The organism is Streptomyces racemochromogenes (assembly GCF_039535215.1).
Classification (GTDB): Bacteria; Actinomycetota; Actinomycetes; order Streptomycetales; family Streptomycetaceae; genus Streptomyces; species Streptomyces racemochromogenes.
In genome coordinates, this window is record NZ_BAAAWT010000001.1 from 252,685 (window position 1) to 277,431 (window position 24,747).

The 24,747-nt window shown below is 73.4% G+C and carries 22 protein-coding genes; 8 read left to right on the forward strand and 14 right to left on the reverse strand.

The genetic code is table 11. The annotated features are described in order from the left end of the window. Positions 1–244 precede the first annotated feature (244 nt). The 7 genes from ABD973_RS01295 to ABD973_RS01325 form a co-directional block, all read right to left on the reverse strand. Complete coding sequence (locus ABD973_RS01295) at positions 245–1,498, reverse strand: ATP-grasp domain-containing protein (RefSeq protein ID WP_345497795.1); 1,254 nt, start codon at positions 1,496–1,498, stop codon at positions 245–247. Beyond that, positions 1,495–2,787: an ATP-grasp domain-containing protein gene (locus tag ABD973_RS01300; protein WP_345497797.1), complete on the reverse strand. Its 1,293-nt coding sequence runs from the start codon at positions 2,785–2,787 to the stop codon at positions 1,495–1,497. The genes ABD973_RS01295 and ABD973_RS01300 overlap by 4 nt, the downstream gene beginning before the upstream one ends. Beyond that, positions 2,784–4,022 (reverse strand): ATP-grasp domain-containing protein, encoded by a 1,239-nt coding sequence (locus tag ABD973_RS01305; RefSeq protein ID WP_125823585.1) that lies wholly within the window; start codon positions 4,020–4,022, stop codon positions 2,784–2,786. Before ABD973_RS01305 ends, ABD973_RS01300 begins: the two co-directional genes overlap by 4 nt. Continuing rightward, positions 4,019–5,338 carry an MFS transporter gene (locus tag ABD973_RS01310; protein ID WP_125605629.1) on the reverse strand — a complete coding sequence of 440 codons (1,320 nt, stop codon included), beginning with the start codon at positions 5,336–5,338 and terminating at the stop codon, positions 4,019–4,021. Before ABD973_RS01310 ends, ABD973_RS01305 begins: the two co-directional genes overlap by 4 nt. Positions 5,339–5,378: 40 nt before the next feature. Continuing rightward, positions 5,379–6,398 (reverse strand): PLP-dependent cysteine synthase family protein, encoded by a 1,020-nt coding sequence (locus ABD973_RS01315; RefSeq protein WP_125823584.1) that lies wholly within the window; start codon positions 6,396–6,398, stop codon positions 5,379–5,381. Positions 6,399–6,567: 169 nt separating this feature from the next. Continuing rightward, entirely contained in the window at positions 6,568–7,182 is a 615-nt protein-coding gene (gene epsC, locus ABD973_RS01320; protein ID WP_185899856.1) for a serine O-acetyltransferase EpsC, read from the reverse strand. Beyond that, positions 7,182–7,763, reverse strand: coding sequence for an NADPH-dependent FMN reductase (locus ABD973_RS01325; protein ID WP_125823583.1), 582 nt, complete (start codon positions 7,761–7,763; stop codon positions 7,182–7,184). Before ABD973_RS01325 ends, epsC begins: the two co-directional genes overlap by 1 nt. A 289-nt stretch (positions 7,764–8,052) precedes the next feature. Here ABD973_RS01325 and ABD973_RS01330 point away from each other — a divergent pair, with 289 nt between their 5' ends. The 3 genes from ABD973_RS01330 (at position 8,053) to ABD973_RS01340 (ending at position 11,653) form a co-directional block, all read left to right on the forward strand. Beyond that, on the forward strand, positions 8,053–10,245 hold the full coding sequence (locus tag ABD973_RS01330; protein ID WP_345497805.1) for an FUSC family protein: 2,193 nt from the start codon (positions 8,053–8,055) through the stop codon (positions 10,243–10,245). A gap of 150 nt (positions 10,246–10,395) precedes the next feature. Further along, complete coding sequence (locus ABD973_RS01335) at positions 10,396–10,995, forward strand: CAP domain-containing protein (RefSeq protein WP_125823581.1); 600 nt, start codon at positions 10,396–10,398, stop codon at positions 10,993–10,995. A 97-nt stretch (positions 10,996–11,092) separates the two neighbouring features. After that, positions 11,093–11,653, forward strand: a complete 561-nt coding sequence (locus ABD973_RS01340; RefSeq protein ID WP_345497808.1) for a hypothetical protein — start codon at positions 11,093–11,095, stop codon at positions 11,651–11,653. Between the two features lie 76 nt (positions 11,654–11,729). Here ABD973_RS01340 and ABD973_RS01345 read toward each other — a convergent pair whose 3' ends face one another. Together ABD973_RS01345 and ABD973_RS01350 are read right to left on the reverse strand one after the other, a co-directional pair. After that, positions 11,730–12,911 (reverse strand): cytochrome P450, encoded by a 1,182-nt coding sequence (locus ABD973_RS01345; RefSeq protein ID WP_125604959.1) that lies wholly within the window; start codon positions 12,909–12,911, stop codon positions 11,730–11,732. Continuing rightward, on the reverse strand, positions 12,908–13,618 hold the full coding sequence (locus tag ABD973_RS01350) for a cyclodityrosine synthase (protein WP_125604957.1): 711 nt from the start codon (positions 13,616–13,618) through the stop codon (positions 12,908–12,910). The genes ABD973_RS01345 and ABD973_RS01350 overlap by 4 nt, the downstream gene beginning before the upstream one ends. 425 nt (positions 13,619–14,043) lie before the next feature. Between ABD973_RS01350 and ABD973_RS01355 the strand changes: the two genes are divergently transcribed. Next, the gene (locus ABD973_RS01355; protein ID WP_125823579.1) at positions 14,044–15,225 is read left to right on the forward strand and encodes an MFS transporter; all 1,182 of its coding nucleotides are present in this window, start codon (positions 14,044–14,046) and stop codon (positions 15,223–15,225) included. Here ABD973_RS01355 and ABD973_RS01360 read toward each other — a convergent pair. The 3 genes from ABD973_RS01360 to ABD973_RS01370 are packed head-to-tail and all read right to left on the reverse strand — an operon-like array spanning position 15,222 to position 17,732. Beyond that, complete coding sequence (locus ABD973_RS01360; RefSeq protein ID WP_277607521.1) at positions 15,222–16,055, reverse strand: amino acid ABC transporter ATP-binding protein; 834 nt, start codon at positions 16,053–16,055, stop codon at positions 15,222–15,224. The genes ABD973_RS01355 and ABD973_RS01360 overlap by 4 nt on opposite strands. A gap of 7 nt (positions 16,056–16,062) precedes the next feature. Beyond that, positions 16,063–16,863 (reverse strand): amino acid ABC transporter permease, encoded by an 801-nt coding sequence (locus ABD973_RS01365; RefSeq protein ID WP_125604632.1) that lies wholly within the window; start codon positions 16,861–16,863, stop codon positions 16,063–16,065. Next, positions 16,860–17,732 carry an ABC transporter substrate-binding protein gene (locus tag ABD973_RS01370; protein ID WP_206436608.1) on the reverse strand — a complete coding sequence of 291 codons (873 nt, stop codon included), beginning with the start codon at positions 17,730–17,732 and terminating at the stop codon, positions 16,860–16,862. The genes ABD973_RS01365 and ABD973_RS01370 overlap by 4 nt, the downstream gene beginning before the upstream one ends. A 700-nt stretch (positions 17,733–18,432) precedes the next feature. Here ABD973_RS01370 and ABD973_RS01375 point away from each other — a divergent pair. The 4 genes from ABD973_RS01375 to ABD973_RS01390 all read left to right on the forward strand — a co-directional run bounded on the left by ABD973_RS01375 (position 18,433) and on the right by ABD973_RS01390 (position 22,696). Then, on the forward strand, positions 18,433–19,836 hold the full coding sequence (locus ABD973_RS01375; protein ID WP_345497816.1) for a glycosyltransferase: 1,404 nt from the start codon (positions 18,433–18,435) through the stop codon (positions 19,834–19,836). An 11-nt stretch (positions 19,837–19,847) separates the two neighbouring features. Then, positions 19,848–20,603 (forward strand): PIG-L deacetylase family protein, encoded by a 756-nt coding sequence (locus ABD973_RS01380; RefSeq protein ID WP_345497818.1) that lies wholly within the window; start codon positions 19,848–19,850, stop codon positions 20,601–20,603. Further along, positions 20,600–21,844, forward strand: a complete 1,245-nt coding sequence (locus tag ABD973_RS01385; protein ID WP_345497820.1) for an MFS transporter — start codon at positions 20,600–20,602, stop codon at positions 21,842–21,844. Before ABD973_RS01380 ends, ABD973_RS01385 begins: the two co-directional genes overlap by 4 nt. 180 nt (positions 21,845–22,024) lie before the next feature. Further along, the gene (locus ABD973_RS01390; protein WP_345497822.1) at positions 22,025–22,696 is read left to right on the forward strand and encodes a transcriptional regulator; all 672 of its coding nucleotides are present in this window, start codon (positions 22,025–22,027) and stop codon (positions 22,694–22,696) included. A gap of 70 nt (positions 22,697–22,766) precedes the next feature. Here ABD973_RS01390 and ABD973_RS01395 read toward each other — a convergent pair whose 3' ends face one another. Next, complete coding sequence (locus tag ABD973_RS01395; RefSeq protein ID WP_345497824.1) at positions 22,767–24,209, reverse strand: nucleobase:cation symporter-2 family protein; 1,443 nt, start codon at positions 24,207–24,209, stop codon at positions 22,767–22,769. 284 nt (positions 24,210–24,493) lie between these two features. Further along, entirely contained in the window at positions 24,494–24,664 is a 171-nt protein-coding gene (locus tag ABD973_RS01400) for a hypothetical protein (protein ID WP_345497826.1), read from the reverse strand. Positions 24,665–24,747: the final 83 nt, after the last annotated feature.

Genomic DNA, 24,747 nt, shown 5'->3' on the forward strand with positions numbered 1-24,747 from the left:
CGAGAACGGCGGCACCACCCGCGGGGCGTATGCAGAAGGCCCCGGTCTCCGTGAGGAGGCCGGGGCCTTCGTTCGAGCGCTGGGCAGGCCTTGCACCTGCATTCCCCCACGGGAAGTGGGGTGTCTTTCCTTGGACCACCAACGCATCGTCCCGTTCGCCGTGTTCCGCGGCGGCGGGCTCGAGAGCGACTATAGCCCATCTCCGCAGGTCGGCGCACGGGCCGGCTGCTCGGAACCCTGTCGGTCAGTCGATCACGATCTCCGCCTCGAACCGGGCGCCCAGGGCCCGCAGTCGGCGCTCGCACTGCTCCCGGGTCGGCGTCGACAGCACCGCCGCCGCGAGGAAGTCCGAGGAGAGGGCCGCCTCCCCGAGGACCTCGCCCGGCTCCGCGTAGACGCCGTAGTACCGCACCCAGGGCTCTTCCGGGGTGACCGGGATGCCGCGTACGGTGCCGGGCCGCTTCATCATCAGGACCTGTCCGGCCATGCGGACGGGTTCCAGCCGGGCGCCGTCGGCGAGCCTGGCCACGACGGGCAGCCGCAGTCCCGTCTGGGCCCGCGTCGCCAGCTCCACCGGGTGCACCTCGAACACGGCGTCCAGGACCTCGCGGATCCGGGCACCGGCCGGGCGGGAGGCGACCTCGCAGACGACGAGGCGGTCGTCGGGGGTGTGGAAGACCTCGGCGTGGAAGGCGTAGTCCGCCGGGCCGCCGAGGGCCGCGAGCGCGGTGTCGGCCAGCTCCAGCAGACGTGGGGTCAGCGGGTCGGAGGGGTCCAGGGTCAGGTCCACCCGGGCGCCGGGGTCGGCCTGGAAGGAGGCCAGCTCGTACTGGTACTGCGACGGCCAGGCCATCACGGTGCGGCCGCCGACGACGACCCCGTCCACGTGGCACATCCGGCCCGGGACGTACGCCTCGGCCAGCAGGTCCTCGCGCGGGGCCGCGCCCGGCGCGAAGGCCCCTGCCAGGTAGTCCTCCAGTTCCCCGGGGGTCCGTACGATCCGCAGCCCGATCGAGCCGAAGCCGTCGCGGGCCTTGAAGACCAGGGGCAGTCCGTGCTCGTCCGCGAAGTCGCGCGCGTCGTCGGCGGTGGCGGGCAGGGCGTGCGGGGCGACCTCGATGCCGGCCGTCTCCAGCCGCCGCTTCATCAGGGCCTTGTCCCGGAAGGGCAGGACCTCGTCGGGGAGCTGCCCGGGCAGGCCGAGCTTCTCGCGCAGCCGGGCCGCGCGCATCAGGTCCGCCTCGTGGGGGGCGACGACGTGGGTGACGCGGTACTCCTCGGCCAGTTCGAGGGCGGTCCGGTCGAGGAGTTCCTCGTCCTCGAAGTCGTCGAGCACCACCAGCCGGCGGTAGCCGCCGTCGCCGTCGGGGACCTGCTCGCGGGCGCCCTCGATCCGGTCGCGGGCGGCGATCAGCACCACCCCGCCGTCGAGTTCCGCGAGCCAGCGGTCGTAGGGGAACGGGCCGAGCGGGAAGCGGTGCAGTACGAGCGCGGTCACGCGGCGGCCTCCAGGTCCAGGGCGTCCGCCGGCGCCTCGGCGGGGGTCACGTCGATGCGGATCCGCTCGGTCAGCCGCTCGCACAGGGCGATGGCCGCGTCGGTGTCGGCGGCCGTGACGGCGGCGAAGCCGAGCCGGTCCCAGTTGTCCCGCAGCGGGCGCACCGGGTCGCCGGGCGCCACGGACACCTCCACGGCGAGCACGTCGGGGCGGGCGGCGACCTCCGCCACTCCGGAGACGGCCGTGACCGTGCCCGGGTCGCGGAGCACGAAGCGGGTGCAGGCGCCGGCCCGGGCCTTCGGGGGCTCCGGGAGCGCCTCGACGAGGCCGAGCGGCCAGGCGACGCCGTAGCCGAGGAGGTCGATGCCGTAGGCCGCCTCGACCAGTTCGTTGATGTGGCCGCCGCCGACCCGGTTGTGGGACTCGATGACGGCGGGGCCCCGGGAGCCGAGGCGCAGCTCGGTGTGGCTGGGTCCGTCGGTGACGCCCATGGTGTCGAGGAAGTCCTCGACGGCGGCCGTGACGCGGGCGTGCGCGTCGGGTGCCAGGCGGGCGGGCAGGGCGTGGCCGAGTTCCGCGAAGTGGGTGTCGTCGACGAGCTTCTCGGTCACGGCGATCACCACGTGGCGTCCGGCGAAGCTGAAGGCCTCCACGCTGAACTCGGGCCCGTCGAGGTAGGACTCCATCAGGAACTCGCTGACCGTGTAGAGGGTCGAGCCGCGGTCGGTGCGGCGGCCGCGCAGCTCCTGGATCCGCTCCCAGGTGGCGTCCAGTTCCCCGGGGGTGGAGACGCGGATGAGGCCGAAGCCGGCGGTGGCGTCGGTGGGCTTGATGATGAAGGGGTAGCCGGCGCGGGCGGCGAAGGCGTCGAGGGAGGCGCGGTCGGTGACCCGGTCCCAGTGGATCGACAGCTTGCCCTGCTCCGTGAGGTGCTGCCGCATCAGGAACTTGTCGCGCATGCGGCGGCTGGCCTCGGGGCCGGTGCCCGGGAAGCCGAAGTGGGCGTTCAGGCGGGCGGCCATGTCGAGTCCGGCCTCGGTGAGGGAGGCGACGGTGTCGAAGCCCCACACCTCGCGGGAGGCCTCGGCGAGCGGCCGTACGGTGTCCCAGTCGGTGTAGTCGACCATCAGGAGGACGTCGGCCAGCCCGGTCTGGTACGGGGTGATCTTGTCGGGGTGCTGGAGGAGCACCACGCGGACGCCCAGCGCCTTGGCCCGTTGGAGGTGTTGGTCCGTGGCGCCGACGAGCAGCAGGGTACGGTCCGCGGCGCGCGCGGTGGGGGCGGTCATCGCAGTGCTTCCTTCGGGGTGTGGGTGGTCGTGGTGCGCAGGGCGGTGCGGGCCGCGGCGATCCGGTCGGCGGCCGCCGCGGGGGTCGGTGCGTCGACGACGGCGTAGCCGTGGCGGGTGCCGGAGTCGGTGGTGCGGGGCAGGACGTCGCCCGGCCCGTACGGGAAGTGCACGCCGTGCACGTGGTCCCGGGCGCGCAGGTCGTCGAGGCCGTCGACGGACTCCAGGCGTCCGGCGGGGAGCTGGAAGAAGCCGATGGCCGCGTACCGGTGGGGTGCGGGGGCGGTGACGTCCTCGCCGGCCAGCCCCCGGAAGATGGCCGCCTCGATGTCGTAGCCGGTGGCGACCTCCACGAGCAGCGGGATCCGGTCGCCGCCGAGGCGGGCCTGGGACTCGACGACGCGCGGTCCGGCCGGGGTGAGGATGACCTCGGTGTGGGCGGGGCCGAAGGCGTAGCCGGCGAGGTCGAGGAGGGCGGTGACGGTGTCGCGGATGGCCGCGGCGTCGGCGGGGTCGAGGGGGGCGGGGTGGATGTGCCCGGTCTCGACGAAGCCGGGGGCTCCGGTGGTCTGCTTGGCGGTGATGCCGACGACGTGGTGGGTGCCGCCGGCGGTGAGGGTCTCGACGCTGAACTCGGGGCCTTCGAGGTAGTCCTCGATGATGAAGGGGCCCTCGAAGCCGCCCGCCTTGACCCGCTCGGTCCATTCGGCCAGGTCGGCGGCGGTGCGGACGAGGGCGATGCCGCGGCTGCCGGCCGTGTTGGTGGGCTTGACGACGGCCGGCAGCCCGAACTCGGTGAGCAGCGGCTCGACCTCGCCGAGGGTTTCGGCCCGGCGGGCGCGGACGGCGGAGACGCCGTGGGCGTTGAGCAGGCCGCGCATCGCGTGCTTGTCGTTGAGCAGGCGTACGGATTCGGCGGTGTTGGGTGACAGCCCGAGGGCCTCGGCCTCGGCGAGCACGGGGGCCATGGTGGCCTCGCTGCCCAGGTGCAGGACGTGGTGGACGTCGTGCTCGCGGGCCAGTCCGGCGACGAGGGCGCGCAGGGCCGTCTCGTCCCCGAAGTCGACCAGGGCCAGTTCCCGGGAGTGGGCGGCGACCTTGGCGAGGTATTCGGGCGTGCGCAGCGCGGGGTCCCAGACCGACCAGACCTCGAAGCCGGCTTCGACGGCCTTGCGTACGAGCTGCTCGTACGGCATCACCATCAGGAGGCGGCCGGGCTCGCGGGGCGGGGTCATGACGTGGCTCCGTTCTGGGCCGGCACGGGTGCCGGCGGGGCGGCGGCCGGCGGTGCGGCCTGGGGTTCGTGCTCCGTGGCGGGGCGGCGGGACGCGCGCAGCGGCAGCAGGGAGCGGTAGACGAGGATGGCGCCGAGGCCGAAGGCGCCGTAGAGGAGGCTCATGCCGACCGGGGAGAGGAAGGCCCCGACGGTCACGCACACCGAGCCGATGAGCAGGCCGACGCGCGGTACCAGGCCGTAGGCGGCGAGGTACTTGGTGCGGGCGGCCGGGTCCACCAGGTCGGCGAGGATGGCCTGCTTGACCGGGACGTTCGCGATCTCGCCGAGGGTGAAGACGACGGCCGCGGCGATCAGGACCCAGCCGCTGTTGCTGACGGCCAGGACCATGTGGCCGGCGGTGAAGACGGCGATGCCGGCGTAGAGGCGGGTCCGGTCGGACAGCCGGCGGAACATGCTGCCGGTGAAGAGGGCGAAGCCGACGACGAGGACGGTGTTGACGGCGCGCAGGATGCCGAGCATGGCGACGCCGTCCACGGAGGGGAACCAGTGTTCCAGGCCGGCCAGTGCCTGCTCGGGGAAGTCGTCGGCGAGGCGGACGGCGATGTAGTAGCCGATCTGGACCTCGATGGCGCGGGTGAGGACCGCGGCGCCCACGAGCCGGAGGAACACCCGGTCGCGGGAGACGGCGAGGTAGCCGCGGAGCATGGCGGGGACGCCGGAGGCCCGGTCCTTCGCGGATTCGGGGGCGCTTTCCGCGATCCGCCACCAGGTGACGAGGGCGGTGGCCAGGGAGAGCGCGGCCGCGCCGGCGAGCAGGAGGGCGAAGTGGTCCCCGTAGAAGAAGCCGCCGATCAGGGCGCCGGCGGTGAACGCCATGTTGATCGACCAGTAGTTGACCGTGTAGACGAGCTGGCGGTTCTCGGGGGTGGAGACGTCGATCATCATCGCCTCGGCGGCGGGGGTGGCCGCGCCGGCGAGGGCGGTGTTGAGGAGGAAGAGGACGAAGGTGGCCGCGCCGGACTGCCACCAGGGCGAGTTGGCCAGGGCGAGCAGGGCGAAGGTGAGCGTGGCCCCCACCTCGCCGGCGACCATCAGCGGCTTGCGGCCGTGGACGTCGGCGAGGTGGCCCCCGACGAAGTTGGCGGCGATGCCCGCGGCGGCCACGACCATGGTCAGCGCGCCGGCCGCGGCCGCGCCGTACAGCGTGGCGAGGTGGATGACCATCAGCGGCATCAGCATGATGCCGAGCATCCGCTGGACGAATCCGATGCCGAGCCGCAGCTTGATGTTCGGATGGAGCTGACGGAAATTCACGCCGGGTTCCTTCGAGGGGTGGGGGGACGGGCGGGAGGCGTCAGGACTTCGCGGCCAGTACCTGGTCCGTGGCGGCCGGCGGCGCGGGGGCGGGGGACGACTGGCGGGCGGCGGGCGCGGGGGTCTCGTTCCACAGGCTGAGGTAGCGCTCGCCGGTGTCGGGCAGGATCGTGACGATGGTGGCGCCGATGTAGTCCGGGTGGGCGGCCAGCCGGGAGCAGGCGTGGGCGACGGCGCCGGAGGAGACGCCGACGAAGACGCCCTGCCGGCGGGCGAGGGAGCGTGCGGCGGCCAGGGCGTCCTCGTCCGAGACGGTCACGACGTTGTCGATCAGCGCGACGTCGGTGGTGGGGGCGACGAAGCCGCCGTTGAGGCCCGGGATGCGGTGCAGGCCGCCCTCGCCCTGGGTGAGGACCGGGGAGTTCTCCGGCTCGACCGCGACGACGCGGATCCGCGGGTCCTGCTCCTTGAGGTACTTGGCCGTGCCGCTGAGGGTGCCGCCGGTGCCGACGCCGCAGACCAGCACGTCGATCCGGCCGGCCGTGTCGGCCCATATCTCGGGGCCGGTGGTCTCGTAGTGGGCGCGGACGTTGTCGGCGTTCTCGTGCTGGCAGGCGAACCAGGACCCGGGGGTGGCCGCGTGCAGCTCCTGGGCCTTGGCGATGGCGCCGGGGTAGCCGGCGTCGCGGGGGGTCTGTACGACCTCGGCGCCCAGCGCCTTGAGCAGGGCGACCCGTTCGGCGGTGGCGCTGTCGGGCAGCACGATGACGCAGCGGTATCCGCGGGCCGCGGAGAGGGCGGCCAGGGAGATGCCGGTGTTGCCCGAGGTGGCCTCGATGACGGTTCCGTTGCCGCGCATCAGGTCGCCCCGCTCCTCGGCGGCGCGCAGCATGTAGAGGGCCGCCCGGTCCTTGCTGGTGGACATCGGGTTGGCGGCCTCCAGCTTGGCGAGCACCTCGCCGCCCGGGGCCGCGTCGTCGAAGCGGAGGCGGATCAGCGGGGTCGAGCCGACCAGGTCGGCGATGCTGTCTGCGATGCGGCGCGTCTCACGGCTTTGCACGTGTGGTTCCTCACAAGTCGGTTCGTGCGGCTGCGGGCCGGACGGGCGGGGCTGGTCCGGCGCGGCCCGGTGCGGCCTGGTGTGGGGGGACGTCCTTCGGGGGTGGAGCGGGTGCGCGGCGGGCGGGTCCGGGGGCCGGTGCGGTGCCGCGCGGCAGGGGCCGGGGCGGCTACCAGGAGCCGGCCGAGGCCGTCATGGCGTACAGGTCCTCCATGGGCTCCGGCCGCCGGCCGACGGGCTTGATCACCGCGGTGGCGGCGAGCACCCGGGCGCCCGCGGGGACGTCCTTGTTCACCAGTGCCTGGGCGCCGATGACGGCGTGCGAGCCGATGGTGACCGGCCCCAGTACGGTCGCGTTGGTGCCGAGCACGACGTGGGCGCCCACCACCGGGTGCCTGCGGTCGCCCTCGGGCCGGTTGTTGTCGCTCCACCAGCCGACCGCTCCCAGCGTCACCTGGTGGTAGATGGTCACGTCGTCCCCGACGACGGCGGTTTCGCCGATCACCACGGCGGCGCCGTGGTCGATGAAGACGCGACGGCCGAGCACGGCCCCGGGGTGGATCTCCACGGAGGTGCTGCGGCGGGCGTTCCAGGCGATGAGCCGGGCGATCATCCGGTGTCCCCGCCGGTGCAGCCGGTGGGCGATCCGGTGGGCCCACAGCGCGGGCAGCGCCGCGTGCAGCAGCGCCTCCCGGCGGTTGCGCATGGAGGGGTCGCGGGCGACGACCACCTCCAGGTCCTCCTTCATGATCTGGAACAGGCCGGGGGTGGAGGACGAGGCCATCAGACGAGCACCTCCACGCGGTCGCCGGCCGCGGCGAACTCGGCGGTCAGGGCCCGGGTCAGGCTCTCCAGCCGGGCCACGACCCCGGCGTCGGTGTAGCGGCCGTCCTCGGTGGCGAGGCTGCCCGCGGAGCCGATGGCGACCGGCTCGTGTTCGACGACCCGCACGCCGCAGCGGGTGAGCAGGCCGGTCAGGCCGGGCTGCGCGTCGACGCCGCCGCGCGCTCCGGGGGAGGCGCTGGTGACGGCCGCGACCTTGCCGGTGAGCGGGCTCGGGTGCTCGCCCTGGGCGCGGGAGAGCCAGTCCAGGGCGTTCTTCAGCACACCGGGCATCTGGTCGTTGTAGGCGGGGGTGCTGATGAACAGCGCGTCGGCGCCGGTGACCAGCTCCTTGGCCGCGCGGACGGCGGGCGAGCCGTCGGTGCGCTCCAGTTCGGCCTCGTAGTGGGGCAGTTCGCCGACGGGGAGCAGCACGCTCTCGTGCTCGCCGGGCAGGCCGTCGAGGATGTGGCGCACGGTGGCGAGTACGGCGGTGTTCACCGAGTCGCCGCGGGTGCTGCCGGATATCAGAACGATCTTCATGGGTGGAACTCCTTCTCCTCGGCCTTCCGGTCGGCGGGCCTTCGACCGGTCGGGAGCCGCTCCTGCGTTTTCGGGGCTCCCGGCCCCTGCCGCTGCGCCGTGCGGTTCTCCGGGCGCGTCGGCGCGTGGCCGGGCACCGGGATGCTCCGGCGGTACGGTCCGGCCCGCGTCCTGGTCGTAACCGTGTCAGCTCGAACCGATGCGCTGCTGGACCGCGACTCGTGCCGCGGCTGAGGGCGGCTCCAGTGCGTGGCGTGCCGGGCGGGCCGGGGCGGGTGATGCTGGTGGCATGGGAGGCGTTCCCGGGATGCGGCTGCCGGCCGGCTGGGCGGCCGCGGGGCGGCGCTCGGTGCGGGTCACGCTGGCCGCCGGCGCGGGGTTCTACCTGCTCCTGTACGGCTTCGGCTCGACCGTCGCGGCGACCTACGCGCTGTTCGCCGCGGTGGCGCTGGCGGGCCTGTCGCACATCCCCGGTACCGGCCGGCAGCGGGCGGTGGTGGTGCTGCGGCTGGTGCCGGCCTGCTGGGTGCTGATCACGATCGGCACCTTCCTGTCGGTGCGGACCTGGAGCGCGGTGCTCGGGATGCTGGTGGCCGGCTTCGTCCTGGCGTTCCTCGCGGTGGGCGGGCCCCGGGCGGCGGGGGCGGGGCCGGGGCTGCAGTTGATGTACATCCTGCCGTCGTTCCCGCCCTACGATCCGGGCTCGCTCGGGGAGCGGCTGGGCGGTGCGACGGTGGGGCTGGTGCTGCTGGTGCTGGCGGAGGCGTACGTGCTGCCGGATCCGCCGGCCGTCCCGTACCGGGAGCTGGCCGCGCGGGCCGCCGAGTGCGCGCGGGGGTGCGCGGCGGAGCTGGCGGGGCCGCCGTACGCGCTGTCCGCGGCGGCGGAGCTGCGGGCGCGGGAGGCCGGGCCGGCGCTGCGGCCGTCCCGGGTGCCGGAGGCGGAGCGGCCGGCGGGGCCGGGGCTGCGGGACCGGGCGCTGACGCACACCGGGCTGGCGGCCCGCACCCTGCTGGTCCGGCTGGCGGGGCTGCCACCGGCGGCGGGGGCGCCGTCGGCGGAGGACCGGGAGGTGCTGGGCGCGGTACGGGACACGGCGCGGGAGACGGCCGCCCTGCTGCGGTCCCGGGGCCGGGGCGCGGAGCCGGGCGGGGAGGCGCACACGGGGCTGGTGCGGGCCCGTGCGGCGCTGGCGGCGGGCCCGGACGGCGCGGAGGGGCCGGCGGTGCTGCGCCGGCACGCGGCCGTACTGGAGCTCGCGGACGCCGCGCTGGCGATGTCGACGGCGGCCGGGATCGCGGTATGCGGGCGGGCGGGTGCGGAGCGGGCGGCGCCGGGCCGGTTCTGGTACGCGCGGATGGGCACGGCGCGGCTGTGGTGGCACCGGCTGGCGGGGCACGCCGAGCGCCGGTCGGTGTTCTTCCAGAACGCGGTGCGGCTGAGTCTGGCGCTGGGGGCGGCGCGGGTGATCGCGGGTGAGGACAGCCTGCCGCACGGCTTCTGGGTGCTGCTGGCGACGCTGACGCTGACCCGTACGACGGTGCGGGAGACCCGCAGGACGGTACGGCTCGCGCTGACGGGGACGCTGGTGGGGGCGCTGGCCGCGGCGGGGCTGCTGGCGCTCGCGGGGTCGGACACGGCCGTGTACGCGGCGGCGTTGCCGCCGTTGATGCTGGCCGCGTTCACGCTGGGGCCGGTCAAGGGGGTGGGGTGGGCGCAGGCGCTGTTCACGGTGGTCGTGGCCCTGGTGTTCGCCCAGTTGGCGCCCGCGACGTGGCAGCTCGCCGAGTTCCGGCTGCTGGACGTGCTGACCGGCAGTGCGATCGGCGCGGTGTTCGGGCTGCTGGCCTGGCCCCGGGGTGCGCAGGACGAGCTGCGGCGGTCGGCGGCGGTGCTGCTGAGGGGCGCCGCGGAGATCGTGGTGGCGACGGCGGCCCGGCTCGCGGCGGGCGGGGTGCGGGAGCCGGTGGCCGGGGTGCCGGGGCACCGGTCGCTGCTGCACTCGCTGGTCCTGGCCGAGTCGGCGTACGCGCAGTACCAGAGCGAGCCGCGGCCGCACGGGCCGGCGGGGGCATGGCCGGCGTCGGCGGCGGGCGGGCAGGACTGGCAGGCCGCGCTGCTGGCCGGCCACCACACGCTGTGGGGCGCGGACCGGCTGCTGGCGGTGCCCGAGCGGGTCCTCGTACCGCCGCTGGAGCGGGAGCCGGCCGAGGCGGTGACGCGGCTCGGGGACCGGGTGGCCGGGCGGATGCTGCTGGTGTCGGCGTGGCTCGACCCGGGCGGCGACACCCCACGGACGCCGGTCGCGCTGCGGGACCCGGCCTCCGACGGGTTCGGGGCGGAGCCGCCGGGCGCGCCGAGGCGGTACTGGGCGGCGGTGTCGTGGCTGGACTCGCTGATGAGCGACCTGGAGCGGATCACCGGGGAGGCGGAGGACGCCGGGGAGTCCGGGCAGGGCGGGCAGGCGCAGCCGGAGCGCTGAGGAGGGCGGTCGGCGGTGCAACTCGCCCCGTTCCAGGGGCCGGATGGCGATCAGCGGGGGCGGGTGCCAGGCTGGAGGGAGCAGCCACAGCGCTGGGCTCCTCCACACCGCCCGCAACCCCTGTTCCGTGTCCGCAGGAGGTGGAAGCCCGTGAGAAGCCGCACTCCACGTACCCGTACCACCGTCGCCCTGGCCGTGGCCGCCGTCCTGTCCGCCCTGCTCGTGCCGGCGGCCGCGCCGTCCGCGACCGCCGTGGGATGCGACGCAGCGGCGGCGGCCCGGCCGCCGGGCGGGGGCGTCCAGGAGCGGGACGCCGTCCTGTGCCTGATCAACGCCCAGCGCACACAGCGCGGTCTGCCCCCGCTGACGGCGAACGCGGCGCTGACCACCGCGGCCCGGCAGCACGCGGCCGCGGCCGTACAGCTCAAGTGGTGGGGGCCCGGGAAGGATTCGCACACCAACCCGCGGACCGGCTCCACCCCGCAGAGCCGCGTCATGGGCGCGGGCTACTGCCTCAACCCGCGGTCCTGGGCCGTGTCCGAGATCACCTACAACGGCTGGGGCGGCTCGGGCACCCCGGCCTCCGCCGTCAAGTGGTGGATGAACAGCCCGGGTCACCGCGCGATCATCCTCGACGGCTCGCTGCGCGACTTCGGCGGCTGGGCGCAGCCCGGCGCCGCGGACCCGGCGGGCGCGGCCTCGACCGGAGCCGGGACGTACGTCGTGGACTTCGGCCGCTGCGTGCGGTGACGGGGCCGCCCGGTACCCGTCCCCGTAGGGGTGATCGGCGGCGGCCGGCGGTGCGCCTGCGTGAACCGGTGCGGCGCGCCCGCCCAGGATGGCGGGCATGCTTCCCTCCACCGCGTTCATGCGGCGCGCCCTCGTACCGTTGCTCGCCTCGGTCGCCCTGCTCACTCCGGCCGCCGCCTCCGCCGCCACCGCCGCGGAGGCGTGCGGCTCGCTCATCACCGCTCCCCTGGCCCGGCCGGTGGCCTCCGACGACCCGTGTCCCAGCGCCGATCCGGTGGTGTGCCGCATCCGCGTCATGCCGATGGACGAGAAGGTCGAGGCGCAGCGGACCCGGATGCGCTACCACGGCCTGCTGGAGGACATGCACCGCACCGAGGCGGACATGCGCGAAGCCGGCGCCTCCGACGAGGAGATCGCCCGGGAGATGGTCGACATGCGCAACCAGGCCAAGGAGATCACCCGGGCGGGCATGACCCCGGAGGAGGTCCGGGTCCTGGAGGAGCGCAACCAGGCCAAGTACGGCAACCCGCTGGGCCCGACCGCCGAGCAGCTCTACGCCAAGTACGGGTCCTGGCAGAAGGTCACCGAGGCCTCCATGCGCACCGGTTACGCGGTGGACCGCGAACTCAGCCTGGAGTACCGGCCCTGCCCCGTGTGACGTGGAACGGGCCGTGCCCCCGGCCCCGTGAGGGGCGGGGGGCACGGCCGGCCGGGCGGGTCCGGTCAGACGGTGGTCACCACATCACCGGCAGGCGCTCGGGCAGCCGCTTCATGAAGCCGGTGCGCCACACGAGCTGTTCGACCGGCACGGCCAGCCGTATGCGGGGCATGGCCTTGAGCAGGGCGAGCAGGGCGGTCTCGGCGTGCTTCTTGCCGAGGGCGGTGGCGGGGCAGTAGTGGGAGCCGCCGCCGAAGGAGAAGTGGGCGGAGGAGTTGGCGCGGGTGAAGTCTAGCCGGTGCGGGTCCGGGAAGACGGAGGGGTCGAAGTTCGCGCCCTCGGGCAGGACGAGGACCAGCTCGCCCGCCTTGACCTGGACGTCGCCGAGGGTCATGTCCTCCATGACCAGGCGCGGCAGGCCGTCGCCGATGGACAGGTTGATGCGCAGCAGCTCGTCTACGGCCTGGGGCATGAGCTCGGGGTGGTCGGCCAGGTGGTCGGACTCCTCCGGGTGGGTGAGCAGGGTGACCAGCGCCATGGCGAGGAAGCCGGCGGTGGAGATGACGCCCGCGCCGAAGAGGGTGACGCCCACGGTCGCGAACATCTCGTCACTGACGTGCTCGTAGCCCTCGGTGCCCCGCAGCTTGGCCAGGTCGCCGATGAGGCCCTGCTCGGTGTCGTCGAGGCGCGCCGTCATGTAGGCGATGTCGCGGTCCCAGTTCAGGCGCGCGGCGGGGATCTCGGTGGCGCTGTTCATGAAGGCGATCGGCAGGGACTCCGCCAGGAGCGGGGCCGCGTCGTGCGGGATGCCGAGGATCTGGCAGTGCATCGCCTCGGAGAACGGGTCGGTGAACATGGTGCGGATGTCGACGGGGGCGCCGTGCCGGAGCATCCGCTCGACCAGTTCGGCGGCGTACTCGTCCATCCACTGCTGGAGGCCGGGGGACTTGGGGTTGATGGCCTTCATGACGGCCTTGCGCAGGCCGGCGCCGGTGATGTTGCCCATGTTGTTGACGACCTCCGGGGGGATCGTCAGCGCGTACTGGCGGGGCACACCCGGGTCGGAGGTGTTCTTGAGGCTGAACCGGTCGTCCTCCAGGACCTGCTTGACGAGCTCGTACGAGGAGACGAGCCAGGCCTCGGCGCCGGCGATGGTGCGGACCTTCACCACCGGGGGCAGTTCGTCGACCTGGGTGGGCAGGTGCGTTCCGTCCCACGTGAAGGGGAATTCGAGGATCGGCTCCGCGTGGGTGGTCACAGCTGGTCTCCTTCGGTGGCGGGGGTGACGATGGCGTGGCCCTGGTTGCGGGAGGCCCGCAGTCCGGCGCCGCGCGAGTAGAGCAGGTCCGCCATCGGCAGCGCCTGGTGGTAGCAGTTCAGCGACGAGGGGACGCCGAGGATCGCGGGCGTGTCGAGGAAGAGCGGCGCCTCGGCGCACACGTAGTCCAGGCAGACGGCCCGCTGGTGGGCGGTGGGCTGCTGGCCCCCGAGGACCTTCGACGACAGGAAGATGTCGACGAGTTCGTTGCAGGTCTGCGCGAACGCCGGGTCGGTGTGCAGCCGCTCCAGCAGGTCGGCGTGCATGGCGTCGTAGGCGGGTATCCCGCGCAGCGAGGACATGGGCCTGCCGCGCAGGCGGGTGCCCGAGGGGTCGATGTCGGCGACGGCGTTGGTCACTTTGGCGCGCACGCCGCGCAGGTTCTTGACCGTCTTGCGGCGGGCCTCGTCGGGGGGATAGCCCATGGCCTCGTACATCTCGGCCACGTGCAGGTCGGTGTAGATCAGGTCGGCCTGCTCGAAGTTGTCGAGCGCCCATTCGGCGAGGGCGTGTACACGCTGGGCGGAGAAGTAGGAGTTGCCGGGAGAGATGCCGATGACGGCGTGGCCGCCCTCGTCGGCGATGACCTGGCAGTGCGGTGTGTACGCGTCGACACGGAAGGCACTGGTTCGAGTGGCTGTTGTCATGGGAGTGGTCGCATCCCTGTCGCCGCGATTCCCCGCGCGGACCCCGTGTCCCGGGTGCGGCGGCGACGAGTCGAAAGCTATACGAACACGTGGGGCCCCGGACGATTACCGTGCAGTTCGTCTCGGTTACTGAAACCGTATGTTGCCCGAGTCAACTGCCACGGCCTGTAAGCGTGTGGATCCGGACGGTAAAGTGACGTTCCGCCATATCCACTGGCGGGTCGGCCCTTTCGAAGGCAAGCTTCCGTTTTGAGCGGTATCAGGGATTCCGTTGTGTCCGGGGGCATGACCGGCAACCGCGCCGGAGCCGAGGACATCGTCTCCCTGACCTTCCCGGGGCCTGCGGCGTGGCGGGTGGGCGACGCCTCGGCGATTCGGGCGCGCGGGGCGGGACCGGGGTCGGGCGCGGGGTTACCGTCGGCGGCATGGACCGGATGCGCCGGGGCTGGCGGCAGTGTGTGCTCGGCGGGGCGGTGTTCGCCGTGTGCATGGCGGGCACCACGCTGCCGACCCCGCTCTACGGCCTCTACCAGGAGAAGTTCGGCTTCTCCGAGCTGACCGTCACCGTGGTGTACGCCGTGTACGCCTTCGGGGTCATCGGTGTGCTGCTGCTGGCCGGCAACGCCTCCGACGCCGTGGGCAGGCGGCCGGTGCTGCTGGTGGGGCTGGGCTTCGCGGCGGCGAGCGCCGGGTGCTTCCTGCTCGCCACCGGGCTCGGCTGGCTGTACGCGGGGCGGCTGCTGTCGGGGCTGTCGGCCGGGCTGTTCACCGGGGCGGCCACGGCCTATGTGATCGAGTCGGCCCCGCCGGGCGGGGGCGGCCGGGCGACGTTCGTGGCGACGGCCGCGAACATGGGCGGGCTGGGCTGCGGTCCGCTGCTGGCGGGGCTGCTCGCGCAGTACGCGCCGCAGCCGCTGTACCTGCCGTTCGCCGTCCACCTGGTCCTGGTCGCGGCCTCGGCCGCCGTCCTGCTGGGGCTCGGGGAGACCGTACGGCAGCGGCGGCCGCTGGCCACCGTACGGCCACAGCGGCCGGGGCTGCCGCCCGCGGTGCGGCCGGTGTTCGGGCCGGCGGCCATCGCCGCGTTCGTGGGGTTCGCGCTGTTCGGGGTGTTCACCTCGGTCAGCCCCGCGTTCCTCGCGCAGTCCCTGGGGGTGCACAACCGGGCCGTGAGCGGGCTGGTGGTCGCGCTGGCGTTCTTCGCCTCGACGGCGGGGCAGCTGGCGGTGGGCCGGGTCGGTGCGCGGCGGTCCCTGCCGCTGGGCTGTGCGGGGCTGCTGGCCGGGCTCGCGCTGCTGGCGGGCGCGCTGTACTGGGACCTGCTGGCGCTGGTGGTGCTGAGCGCGCTGGTGGGCGGGACCGGTCAGGGGCTGGCGTTCCGCGGGGCGCTGTCCGTGGTGGCGTCGGCCTCGCCGCCGGACCGGCGCGCCGCGGTGATCTCGACGCTGTTCGTGGTGGCGTACGCGGGCATCTCGGTGCCGGTGATCGGGGTGGGCGTGCTGGTGGAGCCGGTCGGGCTGGAGGGCGCGGGCCTGGTGTTCATCGCCTGCATGGCGGTGCTGGTCTCGGCCGCCGGAGCCTACCTGCTGCGGCGGTCGGACCCCTAGGACTCCGGCGGGGGTTCCCGGTCGGCCGGTGCCTCGGCCGGTGTTTCGACCGCCGCCGGGTCGAGGACGCGGTCGAGGAAGTTGCGGGTGCGTTCGTGGCGGGGGCGGGTGACGACCTGTTCCGCGGGCCCCTGTTCGACGATCACGCCGCCGTCCATGAACACGACCCGGTCCGCGACCTCGCGGGCGAAGCTCATCTCGTGGGTGACGACCATCATGGTCATCCCCTCCCCCGCCAGGACGCGCATGACCGACAGGACCTCGCCGACGAGTTCCGGGTCGAGCGCGGAGGTCGGCTCGTCGAAGAGCATCACCTCCGGGCCCATGGACAGGGCGCGGGCGATGGCGACGCGCTGCTGCTGGCCGCCGGAGAGCTGGGCCGGGTAGGCGTCGGCCTTCGCGGCGAGGCCGACGCGGTCCAGGTTCTCGCGGGCCACGGCGGCGGCCCGCTCCTTGCCGGTGCCCAGGACCCTGCGCTGCGGGAGGGTGAGGTTGCCGGTGACGCTGATGTGCGGGAAGAGGTTGAACTGCTGGAAGACCATGCCGATGCGGCGGCGTGCGGCGTCGATGTCCACGTCGGGGTCGGTGAGTTCCGTACCGCCGACGAAGACCTGGCCGCTCGTCGGCTCCTCCAGCAGGTTCACGCAGCGCAGCAGGGTGGACTTGCCCGAGCCGGAGGGGCCGATGACGCACACCACCTCGCCGCGGCCGATGTCGAGGTCGATGCCCCGCAGGACGTGGTTGTCGCCGAAGGACTTGTGCAGTCCCCGGATCTCGATCTCCGGGCGGTCGCTGCCCATCGTGTCCCCCGTTCCCGTCGTCTGTGGCATCGGTTCCTCACGTGGCCTTGTCGGCACGGGCCTCGAGCCGGCGCACCACGAAGCTCAGCGGCACGGTCACCAGGAGGTAGCACAGGCCCGCGACGAGGATGGGGGTGGAGTTCGCGGTCTCGCTGGCGAGGTCCCGGCCGAACTTGGTCAGTTCCCGCTCCTCCAGCGTCACCCCGAGGAAGAGCACCAGCGAGGAGTCCTTGAAGAGGAGGACGAGTTCGTTGGTGAGCGGGGGGATGACGATGCGGAACGCCTGGGGGATGACCACCGACACCATGGCCCGGCCGTGCGAGAAGCCCAGTGAGCGGGCGGCTTCCATCTGCCCCTTGGGGACGGCCTGGATGCCGGCGCGGATGGTCTCCGCCATGTAGGCGGCGGCGACCAGCCCGAGGCCGAGCGCGACCTTCCCGTACGTTCCGCCGGGGATGGCGGTGCCGGGGAAGGCCAGGGGGACCGCCACCCCGACGAAGATGAAGATGAGCAGGGCGGGCAGGCCCCGGAACAGCTCGATGTAGACGCTCGCGACCCAGCGGTACGGGGCCACGGACGACAGCCTCATCAAGGCGACGACCAGGCCGAGCACCAGCCCGAACAGGAACCCGGAGAGGGTGTACACCACCGTGTTCCGCAGGGCGATGGTGATGATGTCGGGGAAGAGCCTGGACGCCAGGTCCGGCTGCGCGAACTGGTTCCGCAGGCGGTCCCAGTCGGCGAGTACGCCGACCAGGACCAGGACGGCGACGAAGACCGCGTACTGGACGCCCTGCCAGACGCGGCGCCGCTGCCGCCGGGTGAGCCGTGAGGTCACGACGTCGCCTGGGGCAGCGGGCCGATCCACTGTTCGTAGATCTTCTTGTAGGTGCCGTCGGCCTTGGCGTCGGTGACCGCCTTGTCGATCGCGGCGAGGAGGGCGGTGTTGCCCTTCTTCACCGAGAAGCCGTACTTCTCGCCCGTCTCGATGTTCTGTCCGAGGACGAACTCGGCCGAGTTCTTGGGGTCCTTGAGCCAGCCCTGGACGACCGGGTAGTCGATGACGACCGCGTCGACCTGGCCGGTGCGCAGGCCGTTGAGCACCGCGTCCGAGCTCTCGAAGGCGACCGGGTTGAAGCCCTGGGCCTTGGCGTAGCTCTCGCCGGTGGTCTCCGCCTGGGCGCCCAGCTTCTTGTTCTTGGCCTTGAGGTCGGCGAGGGAGGTGACGCCGCTCTTCTTCGTCGCCAGCAGGGCCTGGGTCGCGTCGAAGTAGGGGACGGAGAAGTCGACGTTCTTCTTGCGCTCGTCGGTGATGGTCATGCCGGCCGCGGCGAGGTCGCACTGGCCGGAGTTGAGGAAGGCCCCCGTCTTGAAGTTCTCGAACGGCGTGTCGAGGATCTTCTGTTCGACTTCGAGCTTCTTCGCGACCAGGTCGATCAGGGCGACGTCGAAGCCGACGACCTTGCCGTTCTGCTCGAACTGGAACGGCGGGTAGGGCAGGTGGGTGCAGGTGGTCAGCTTGCCCTTCTCGACGACCTTCACGCCCCCTGCCGCCTCCCCGGGCCCCTCGTCACCCGAGGAGCAGCCCACGGCGAGGAACAGGCCCGCGGCGGCGGCAGCGGCGGCCAGGGCGCGCGGGCCCCGGCGGGAGGGGTGGGGGTGACCGCCGTCGCGGTGACTGCGGTGTCCTTCGGCCGTCCGGAACACGGTTGACCTCCACGGGGGTGCGGGGGGAGCGGCGGTCCGCGGAAGGGGACCGTCCGTCGAGATCGTAAGCCCCGGGGGCGCACCGGCAAGGGACCGTGGGCGATGCGGCGCGAAGCGTCCTGCCGCGGAGCGCCGGGGGCGGCAGGAGTCCGAGAGACGAAGGGCGTACGACGTTCCCGGTGCGCGCCCGTCAATACTTCGTCAACGGTTTTCCGGGACTTTCGCCGGACGGCCCGCTGTGCGTTCCGAGAACGCCCTGATGGGAGCCGTGGCATAACCCGGACGGGCGATCCCGGGGGTGTGTGCGGGCGTTCACCGCGTGGGCGGGAACACATGTCGCGACTGTGGACCTCGTGCCAGGATCGGGGCGGGGCGTCGCGGATTCCTCCATATGCCGACACATCCTCACTTCACCGCCGCCCGCGCCCGTTTCTCCACGCGGCGATTTCCCCACGGCCACAACGGGCCGGAGCGGCCGGAATTCCACCACGGGTCGAGCGGATTTCCCCTCACCGTCCGCCCCGACCCTCCCGGGAAGGCGAATACCGTGACACGTCTGCGCCATGGAAACACGCTGTTGCACAAACTGTCGGTCCCGCTGGGGTCCCGTCCGCCGGGACGGGCCCCACAGGCCCGCGGGAGGCGATTACCGGCCCCCCGCCCCCACCCCTCCCCCGCCCGGACGCCGGCCGCGCCCGAGGTGGAGCTGCCCGGGACGCCGCTGGAGTGGATCGAGCCGTTCGTGGGGAGCGAGCGCACCCAGGACGTACGGGACGCCCTGCACGGGGTGCGCGACCTGCTCGACGGGCGGACCGTGTGGCACATCAGCGACAACCCGGTCCGGGGCGGCGTCGCCGAACTCCTGCGGGCCGATCTCCCCTACCTGGCGGGAGAGGGCGTTTCCACCCGCTGGACCACCCTCGCGGGCCCGCCCGAATTCCGGGCGTTCACCAAGTCCCTGTACTACCGGCTGTGCGGTGTGGCCCCGGGGGCGGATTCCGCAGACCTGGAGCGGGGCCGCCGGATGTACGAGCGGATCTGCGCGCAGAACGCGGCGCGGCTCACCCCGGCCCTGGACCGGCGTTCCATCGTCGTCGTCCACGACCACCAGACGGCCGGGCTCATTCCGCATCTGCGCGCGGCGGGCTGCACGGTGCTGTGGCGGGCCCATATCGGAACGCCGCTAAGGGAGGACCTCGCCGCGCTCGGATGGGATTTCCTGCACCGCTACCTTTCCTGCGCGCACTGCCACATCACCTCCTGCCCGGGGGTCCTGCCCGCCGCACTGGCGCCGGTGGACCGCCGCGTGCTCCGGCCGTCCATCGATCCGCTGTCCCCCAAGAACATCCCGCTGCACCCGGGCACCGATCCGTCCCGTCTGCTGGCCGCCGCCGGGCTGATCGAGGAGGAGGGCGCAGCCCCTCCCGGCCGGTACGCCCTGACCGACCTGCTGGTGCGCGAGCCCGCGCGCGTGGTGCGGGCCGGCGGTCCGGCCCCGGCGGGCGCGCCCCTGGTCACCCAGGTCAGCCGCTGGGACCGGGTCAAGGACATCCCGGGGGTGATCCGGGGGTTCGCCGAGTACGTCGATCCGGCCTTCGAGGCCCACCTGCTGCTGGTCGGGCCGGACACGAGGGGCGACCGGCAGGCCGAGCGGGTCTTCGCCGAGTGCCGCCAGGTGTGGGCGGGCCTGGGCCGGCGGGGGCGGCGCGTGCACCTGGTCCGGCTGCCGACGGCCAATCCGTCGGAGCACGCGCTGATGGTCAACGCCGTCCAGCGCCGCTCGGCCGTGGTGATACAGAAGAGCCTCGCCGAGGGCTTCGGCCTGACCGTGTCGGAGGCGGCCTGGAAGGGCCGGCCGGTGGTCGCCGCCCCCGTCGGGGGCATCCGGGAGCAGGTCGAGCACGGCACCACGGGGCTGCTGCTCTCGGACGCGAGCGACCTGCGGGGGCTCGGAGAGGCGGTCAACCGGCTTCTGTCGGACCGCGCTTACGCGGAGGAGCTCGGCGGGAACGGCCACCAGCGCGTGCTGCGGCGCTTCCTCACCGACAGCAGCGTCCTCGGATTCGCGCGGGTCCTCTCGGACGCCGCCCAGCGCTACCGGTAGGGGAGCAGAGCATGACAGCGCTACGCATCCTGGCCTTCGGGGCCCATCCCGACGACGTCGAACTCTTCTGCGCGGGGACGCTCGCCCACTACGCCCGGCAGGGGGCCGAGGTGACCGTCGCCATCGCCACCAACGGCGAACTGGGCTCGCGCACCCTGTCCCCCGCGCGGACGGCCGCGGTCCGCGAGGAGGAGGCGCGGCGGGCCGTCGGCGTGCTCGGCGCGGAACTGCTCTGGCTGGGCCGGCCCGACGGCTTCCTCTTCGACGCGGCGGACACCCGCCGTCAGGTCGTCGAGGTGCTGCGGCGGGTCCGGCCGGACGTCGTCCTCGCCCACCACCCCGACGACTACCACCCCGACCACCGCGCCGTCAGCCGGCTCGTCGGCGCGGCACGGCTGCTGGCCCGCGAGCCCGGTCTGTCCACCGGGAGCCCCGCCACCGACCGGGTCCCTCCCCTCTTCCACATGGACACCCTGCTGGGGACGGGGGCGGGCACCCCTGACCTGTGGGTGGACATCACGGCGACCATGGCGGTGAAGGAGGCCATGCTGGCCGAGCACACCAGCCAGAACAGCGCCCGCAAGGAGCGCAAGGGCGCCGACTTCCTGGACCTGACCAGGCAGCAGGCGGCACGGCGCGGCTCGGAGGCGGGCGTCCGGTACGCGGAGGCCTTCACCTGCGCGCCCTCCCATCCCGCCACTTCGGTGCACGACCTGGTCCCGGAGGGCACGGGCATCCGCCTCCCGGTCCTGACCGTGCCGCGGTGAGCGGCGCGAACGGCAGGGGCGCGAACGGCAGGGGGCCGAACGGCAGGGGCGCGGCGGCCCTGTACGCGGTGTTCTTCCTGAACGGGATCGTCCTGGCGAGCTGGGCCCCGCGCATCCCTCAGGTGAAGGAACAGCTCGGGCTGTCGGACGGCCGGCTCGGCACGGCCCTGCTCGGGGTGGCGCTGGGGTCCGTACCGGCGATGCCCGCGGCCGGTCTGCTGGTGAACCGCTTCGGCAGCCGGCCGGTGGCCCGCTGTGCCGCCCTCGTGTACGCCCCCGCCATCGCGCTGCCCGGCCTGGCGGGCTCGCTGACGGAGCTGTTGCTGGGCCTGGCCGTGCTGGGGGCCTCGGTCGGGGCGCTGGACGTCGCCATGAACGCCCACGCGGTGGATCTGGAGCGGCGCACCGGCCGGGCGAGGCTCTCGTCCTTCCACGGCCTGTTCAGCGCCGGGGCGCTGGCGGGCGCGCTGCTCGGCACCGCCGCGGCCGCCGCCGGGGGCGTGGGCGTGCGTACGCAGTTCACGGTGTCCGCGGTCGTGGGGGTGGCCGCCGCCGGGCTGGCGGTGGCCGCCCTGCACCCGGCGGCCCCTCCCCCGCCGCCCGCGCCCGGGAGCGGGGGCGGGGGCGGGGGCGGGCGGCGGGGCGGGGGCGCGGGCCGGCTGCTGCCGCTCAGTGCGCTGGGCCTGTGCGTGCTGCTGGTCGAGGGGGTGATGACCGACTGGAGCAGCGTGTACCTGGCCGATTCCCTGGGCGCGGGGCCCGGTCCGGCGGGTGCCGGGTACGCGGCCTTCGCGCTGGCGATGACGGCAGGGCGGCTCGGGGGTGACCGGGCGGCGGGGCGGTTCGGCTCCGTGCGCGTCGTGCGCTGGGGCGCCCTGTTGAGTGCGGCGGGGGCGCTGACGGCCCTGCTGTCCGGGCATCCGGCGGTCTCGGTGGTGGCGTTCTGCGCGGTCGGACTCGGGATCTCCGCGTCCTTCCCCCTGGTGGTCGGCGGGGCGAGCAGGATCCCCGGGGCCCCGGCGGGGACCGCCGTCGCGACGGTGTCCACCACCGGCTACTTCGCCTTCCTCGCCGGACCGCCGCTGATCGGTTTCCTCGCCTCCCACAGCAGCCTGCGCACCGCCCTGTTGCTGGTGCCGGCGCTCGCGCTGGCGGCCGCCGCGCTCGCCGCCGCACTGCCTGCGCCGGAGCCTCGAAAGAGGATTCCGCTTCCACTAGAGGACATTCCGAGAACCCGTTGATCAACGGGGAGATCGCCGTCAAAGCCTTTAAAACGAAGGGGAATTACTGGTTACAACCTTCTGTACATCTGTTACTGTGCCCGCGCCTGGTGTTCGTTCAGCATTCCGTTTCCCAGAGGTGGCGTGTACGTGTACAGCACTCCGTTTTCCCCCGCCGGGGCCAGATCCGCCCGCGCCCGCATGGGTCTGAGCACGGTTCAGGTGGCCGAGGCCATGGCGGCCTGCGGGAGCCCGGTCCATCCCGCCATGGTCGCGGCGTGGGAGCAGGGCTCCCACGTCCCTTCCGACCGGCACCTGTTCGCCCTGGCCGACGTACTGTGGTGCGACGCGGCCACCCTGATGGGGACCGCGCCGAGGACGCTCGCCGAGTTCCGGCTGGCCCGGCGGCTGAGCGTGGAGCGGCTGGCGTACCGGCTGGGCATGGACCCGTCGGAGTACCGCGCCGCGGAGGCGTCGGGGCAATGGCACGGCGACTCCTGGCAGACCAGGGTGCTGGTGGAGGCCCTGGGGCTGTCCCTGCGCGCCCTGACCATGGTCACGGGCCGCGCGGAGGAGCTGGAGGGGCACCTGCGCTCGGCGGTGGCCGGACGCTGGAAGGTGCACGTCGATCCCGTGGTGGAGATCGCCTCCGTCGACGCGACGAGCGTGGGCGACGCGCTGCGGACGATGCACGCCGAGCTCGCCGCCTTCTCCGAGCGGTACATGGGGCACCTGGTCGCCCGCAACGACGACGTCAGGCTGAAGGAGATAGCCGCGGAGCGGTCCGCCTACCTGCGCGGCCTGGCCGACCACTTCTGGGAACTGGTGGGCGATCAGGGCGAAGCCGCGCCCGGCCGTCCGGCGGGCGGCTGACGCGGGGGCGGGCACGACGCCCGGGCGGGCCGGGAGGGGTGAGGTTCGCCCCTCCCGGCCCGCCCGCGTGTCAGCGGGCCGGCGCCCAGGCGGGAGGCACGGCCGGGCCGTCCTCCTCGGCCTCGGGTCCGATGTCGTCCCAGTCGATCTCCATCGTGCTGCGGCTCGTGAACACGTTGAAGAGCAGGTTCAGCAGGATCGCACTGAGGGCGCCGAGCGTGATCCCGCTGTCGAGCACGGCCCGGACGTCGTCGGGCATGCGCTCGAAGAAGGGCTTGACGGTCGTGGGCAGCAGCGCGGCGCCGAGACTGACGGCGAGGATCAGGGTGTTGCGCTCCTCCCGCAGGTCGGCCTTGGCCAGGATCTGGACGCCGACGGCCGCGACGATGCCGAACATGGACACCGCCGCACCGCCCAGCACGGGGTGCGGGACGGAGGCCACCAGGCTGCCCGCCTTCGGCAGCAGGCCGAGCAGGACCATGAACACGCCGGCCGCGACGACGACGTAGCGGCTCATCACCTTCGACATCCGGACGATGCCGATGTTCTCGGCGAAGGCCACGTAGGGGAAGGAGTTGAGGATCCCGCCGAGGACCGTCGCCACGCCGTCGGCGCGCAGGGCGCGCGCGACCGTGTCGGCGTCGACCTTCTTGCGGGTGATCTCCCCGATGGCGTAGACGTCGCCGGTGGTCTCCACCATCGTGATCAGCATGACGACGAGCATCGCGGCGATCGGGAGCAGTTCGAAGCGCGGCATGCCGTAGTGGAAGGGGGTGGTGACCCCGATCCAGTCGGCCTGGGCCACGGCGCCGAAGTCGACGTCCCCGAAGAGCCAGGCGACGGCCGTTCCGGCGACGAGTCCGAGGAGGACGGCGAGGCTGCTGAGGAAGGGCCGGCCGACGCGGACCAGCGCGAGGATGAAGAGCAGGGTGCCCAGCGCGTAGGCGAGGTTCTTCGCGGACCCGTACGCCGGCGTGCCGATGAGGTGGGCGCCGCCCGCCGCGTCCTGGAGGGCCACGGGGATGAGGGTGATGCCGATGATGGTGAGGATCGTGCCGATGACGACCGGCGGGAAGTACTTCACCAGCCTGCTGAAGAGCGGGGCGAAGGCGAAGGTGGCGATGCCGGCCGTGATCACCGCGCCGTAGACGACGAGCAGGCCGGCGGTGCCACCGCCGGCGCCCAGGCCGATGGCGATCATCGGGGAGACCGCGGTGAAGGTGACCCCCTGGACGAGGGGGAGCCGGGCGCCGGCCTTCCAGACGCCGAGGGCCTGGATGATCGAGGCTATGCCGCAGGTGAGGAGGTCCGCGTTGATGAGGTGGACCAGCTCCTGGCGGCTGAGTCCGAGCGCGTTGCCGAGGAGGACGGGGACGATGACCGCCGCCGCGTAGAACGCCAGCACGTGCTGGAAGCCGTACAGGGCGAGCTGGGGGAAGGGGAGGAGTTCGTCGACGGGGTGCATGCCCTGTCGGGTGGACTGCCGGGAGGACTGTCTGGTGGCTCTTGCCATCTCTGCCTTGCCTTCGCGAGGTAGGTGAATGAGAGGACCGCCGCGCTCCAGCCCCGGGGTGGCGGGGCGAGCGCAGGCCGGCTCGCACGGAGCCGACGTCGGGCGGTGTTGCCGACAGCACGTCGCTCTGGATGCAGATTGCGTCCCGGATTGGCGGGACATCCTTCGATCGCCCGCCGGATCCCTGACTGGGCATGGGATCCGAAGGTGCCGTTGACCGGAGGGCGCTCACCATAGCCAAAGGGAGGGTTTCCGCGCGAGTAACCGGAGCTTCCGCTTCCCGATCAGGGCCGACGCGGGGCCGGACGGGGACCCTCGGGCCCCTCCTCGACGGGCCCGGCGGGAGCCTCCGGCTCGTCCAGGTCCTGGAGGCCCGGGAAGCGGTAGGGGTCGAGCGCCCACTGCGGCGTCCCGGAGGAAAGTCCGTACGTCGGTGCGGTGTTCACGGTGCTCATCAGACCTCCCGGTAGTGGAGTCATCACTGAAAGTCATGACTCGTCACCCTCCGCGTCCGGTTGCCGGGGCCGGACATTCCCAC

Excerpts from the sequence above, each read along its gene's own strand:
- ABD973_RS01395 (WP_345497824.1), bottom strand. The coding sequence starts at position 24,209 with ATGGCAAGAGCCACCAGACAGTCCTCCCGGCAGTCCACCCGACAGGGC.
- ABD973_RS01340 (WP_345497808.1), top strand. The coding sequence starts at position 11,093 with ATGCTTCCCTCCACCGCGTTCATGCGGCGCGCCCTCGTACCGTTGCTC.
- epsC (WP_185899856.1), bottom strand. The coding sequence starts at position 7,182 with ATGGCCTCGTCCTCCACCCCCGGCCTGTTCCAGATCATGAAGGAGGAC.
- ABD973_RS01330 (WP_345497805.1), top strand. The coding sequence starts at position 8,053 with ATGGGAGGCGTTCCCGGGATGCGGCTGCCGGCCGGCTGGGCGGCCGCG.
- ABD973_RS01305 (WP_125823585.1), bottom strand. The coding sequence starts at position 4,022 with ATGACCCCGCCCCGCGAGCCCGGCCGCCTCCTGATGGTGATGCCGTAC.
- ABD973_RS01400 (WP_345497826.1), bottom strand. The coding sequence starts at position 24,664 with ATGAGCACCGTGAACACCGCACCGACGTACGGACTTTCCTCCGGGACG.
- ABD973_RS01325 (WP_125823583.1), bottom strand. The coding sequence starts at position 7,763 with ATGAAGATCGTTCTGATATCCGGCAGCACCCGCGGCGACTCGGTGAAC.
- ABD973_RS01355 (WP_125823579.1), top strand. The coding sequence starts at position 14,044 with ATGGACCGGATGCGCCGGGGCTGGCGGCAGTGTGTGCTCGGCGGGGCG.
- ABD973_RS01300 (WP_345497797.1), bottom strand. The coding sequence starts at position 2,787 with ATGACCGCCCCCACCGCGCGCGCCGCGGACCGTACCCTGCTGCTCGTC.
- ABD973_RS01360 (WP_277607521.1), bottom strand. The coding sequence starts at position 16,055 with ATGCCACAGACGACGGGAACGGGGGACACGATGGGCAGCGACCGCCCG.
- ABD973_RS01380 (WP_345497818.1), top strand. The coding sequence starts at position 19,848 with ATGACAGCGCTACGCATCCTGGCCTTCGGGGCCCATCCCGACGACGTC.
- ABD973_RS01350 (WP_125604957.1), bottom strand. The coding sequence starts at position 13,618 with ATGACAACAGCCACTCGAACCAGTGCCTTCCGTGTCGACGCGTACACA.
- ABD973_RS01390 (WP_345497822.1), top strand. The coding sequence starts at position 22,025 with ATGGGTCTGAGCACGGTTCAGGTGGCCGAGGCCATGGCGGCCTGCGGG.